Here is a 2,858-nt window from a genome sequence, read left to right on the forward strand (position 1 = left end):
CATGCAGCCTCACCCGACCCACCCGGGTCACAGCACAACGTAACAACACGAAGTAACTGCAACTACGAACTTAAGGATCGCGATGAAGTCCCTTCTGCTGTCGCGCCAAGACCTGGATTTTCTGCTGTTCGACTGGTTGCGGATCGATAAGCTGACCGCGCGCCCCCGGTTCGCCGAGCACTCCCGGGACACGTTCTCCGACGCGCTGGATCTGTGCGAACAGCTGGCAGGTAAATATTTCGCCCCGCACAACAAGAAGAGCGACGCCCACGAGCCCACCTTCGACGGTGAGACCGTCACCGTCATCGGTGAGGTCAAGGAGGCGCTGGCCGCCTGCGCCGACGCCGAGCTGATCGGCATGGCGATGGACTACGGCCTGGGCGGGGCGCAACTTCCGATGACGGTGGCCCAGGCCGGTTTCGCCTGGCTGCTGGCCGCCAACGTCAGCACCGCCGGCTATCCGATGCTGACGATGGCCAACGCGAATCTGCTCGCCGAGTTCGGCAGCCCCGAGCAGATCGACGCCTTCGTCAAGCCGATGATCGCCGGCCGCTTCACCGGGACGATGTGCTTGTCGGAGACGCAGGCCGGGTCATCGCTGGCCGACATCACCACCCGCGCCGAGCCGCGCGCCGACGGCACGTTCCGGTTGTTCGGATCGAAGATGTGGATCTCCGGCGGCGACCATGAACTGGCCGACAACATCGTCCATCTGGTGCTGGCCAAGATTCCCGGCGGCCCGGCCGGCACCAAAGGCATTTCGCTGTTCATCGTGCCGAAGTATCTGGTGGGACCCGACGGACTTGCCGGTGAGCGCAACGACGTCGTACTGGCCGGACTCAACCACAAGATGGGCTACCGCGGCATCACCAACACCGTGCTCAACTTCGGCGAAGGCGGCTACCGGCCAGCCGGTGAGCCGGGCGCCGTCGGTTATCTGGTCGGCGAGGAGCACCGCGGCCTGAGCTACATGTTCCGCATGATGAACGAAGCCAGGCTGGGAGTCGGCATGGGCGCGATCGCGCTCGGCTACACCGGCTATCTGAAGTCGCTGGACTATGCCCGCAGCCGGCCCCAGGGCCGGCCGGTATCGGCGAAAGACCCCGCCGCACCGCAGGTTCCGATCATCGAACACGCCGATGTCAAACGGATGCTGCTGGCACAGAAGTCCTACGTCGAGGGGGCGCTCGCTTTGGCGCTGTACTGCGCACGGCTCGTCGACATCGCGCACACCGCAGAATCCGATACCGAGCGCGAGCACGCCACGGCGCTGCTGGACATTCTGACCCCGATCGCCAAAAGCTGGCCGTCGCAGTGGTGCCTGGCCGCCAACGACCTGGCGATCCAAGTCCACGGCGGCTACGGCTACACCCGCGAATACGACGTCGAACAGCACTACCGGGACAACCGGCTCAACCCGATCCACGAGGGCACCCACGGCATCCAGAGCCTGGATCTGTTGGGCCGCAAGGTGGTCCAGCACGGCGGGGCGAACCTGGCCGCTGTGCAGCGGGCGATGTCGAACAGCATCGCGGCCGCGCGGCAGGCCGGCGGTGAATCAGCTGACATCGCAGGGCAACTCGAATCAGTGCTCCAGCGGCTGGTCACAGTCACCGCGGGCATGTTCGGCGCCGGCGACATCGATGCCGCGCTGGCCAACAGCGTCGTCTACCTGGAGGCCTTCGGTCACGTGGTAATCGCCTGGATGTGGCTGGAGCAGCTGCTGGCCACCGCCGGGCGCACCGGCGACTTCTACGACGGCAAGCGCCAGGCCGCCCGGTACTTCTTCCGCTACGAACTGCCCAAAACCGGCCCGCAGCTCGATCTGCTGGAGAGCCTGGATCGCACGACGATTCAGATGCGACCGGACTGGTTCTGAGTTGGGCCGGGTGACTTTCAGCCGAGGGACCCCAGTATCTGGCCGATGCCGAACTTGAATCGGGCGTCGTAGTCCGGCGACATGAAATCGCCCAGGACCAGGTGCAGGCTGGGGTATTCCGCCTCGTCCACGACATCGCTGAGGTTGTGCGGTAGCCCATCGGTTGCGCGCTGCTCCTCTTGGACCAGGCCCAGGGTGAAGTAGAAGAGATTCCACGCCGTCCCCGCCGCGGACTGGTTCCTGGCGCCGCTCGTGAGCAGGACACCCACCAGCCGGTCACCGAATGCCAGCGTCGACGGCAAAGCCGGGAATGTTCCGGCGACGACGAGCGCGCCATCACGGTGACCCAGCATGGCCTGACGCAATCGCGCCAGCAACGTTGCCGCCCGCCACTGCCACGCGCCCCGTAGCGGACCCAGTTCAACCTCTGCCACAACGGCGTCAGCCATGAGCTCCAGCAGCCGGCGCTTGGCGCCGATATGCCACATCACGGTGTTCATGCTGACATCGAGTTTCGCGGCGATCGCGCGCGTCGAAAGCTTCGCGATGCCCCGTTCGTCCAATACGTCGAAAGCAGCCCGGACGACGTCCTCGATGCTGAGCCCGGGCCGCGCCCCGCCTTGCGCCGTCGGCGCCTTCGGCCCTCGGGCGGTGGACATCCTCGCGCAGCTGGAATCCGACGACGGCGTGGCGCCGCAGATGAAGTCGCTGCCCGATCAGCTGACGGCGCTGGCACCGCTGCTGGAAGACCATCGCGTCCATCTCCCGGTGTGGTCGGTAGCCGCCACCCGACTGGACTGAGCGCCAGCTCGGTTGCCACTGGGATCACTTGTGTCACTGCGGTTTTGCTTGTGGATGAATTCTGCGGCTTGTCGGCGGGTGACGCTAGGATTAGCACATGCGTGGCGCTCCACGGGTTTTCGTGGGCGCCTTTCGGCTGTTCAGGGCGGTTTCCTGTTGCGGGGAGCGGGTTCGGCGT

The 2,858-nt window shown here is 65.6% G+C and carries 3 protein-coding genes; 2 read left to right on the forward strand and 1 reads right to left on the reverse strand.

The features are described from left to right. Window positions 1-82: 82 nt before the first annotated feature. Entirely contained in the window at window positions 83-1,879 is a 1,797-nt protein-coding gene (locus A5771_RS09325) for an acyl-CoA dehydrogenase (protein WP_064854940.1), read from the forward strand. A 17-nt stretch (window positions 1,880-1,896) separates the two neighbouring features. Here the strand turns inward: A5771_RS09325 and A5771_RS09330 are convergent, their stop codons facing one another. Continuing rightward, entirely contained in the window at window positions 1,897-2,538 is a 642-nt protein-coding gene (locus tag A5771_RS09330) for a TetR/AcrR family transcriptional regulator C-terminal domain-containing protein (protein WP_082947151.1), read from the reverse strand. Here A5771_RS09330 and A5771_RS21875 point away from each other — a divergent pair. Next, window positions 2,531-2,680 carry a hypothetical protein gene (locus tag A5771_RS21875; RefSeq protein WP_207545417.1) on the forward strand — a complete coding sequence of 50 codons (150 nt, stop codon included), beginning with the start codon at window positions 2,531-2,533 and terminating at the stop codon, window positions 2,678-2,680. The genes A5771_RS09330 and A5771_RS21875 overlap by 8 nt on opposite strands. Window positions 2,681-2,858 lie beyond the last annotated feature (178 nt).

The organism is Mycolicibacter sinensis, assembly GCF_001667375.1.
Taxonomy (GTDB): domain Bacteria; phylum Actinomycetota; class Actinomycetes; order Mycobacteriales; family Mycobacteriaceae; genus Mycobacterium; species Mycobacterium sinense_A.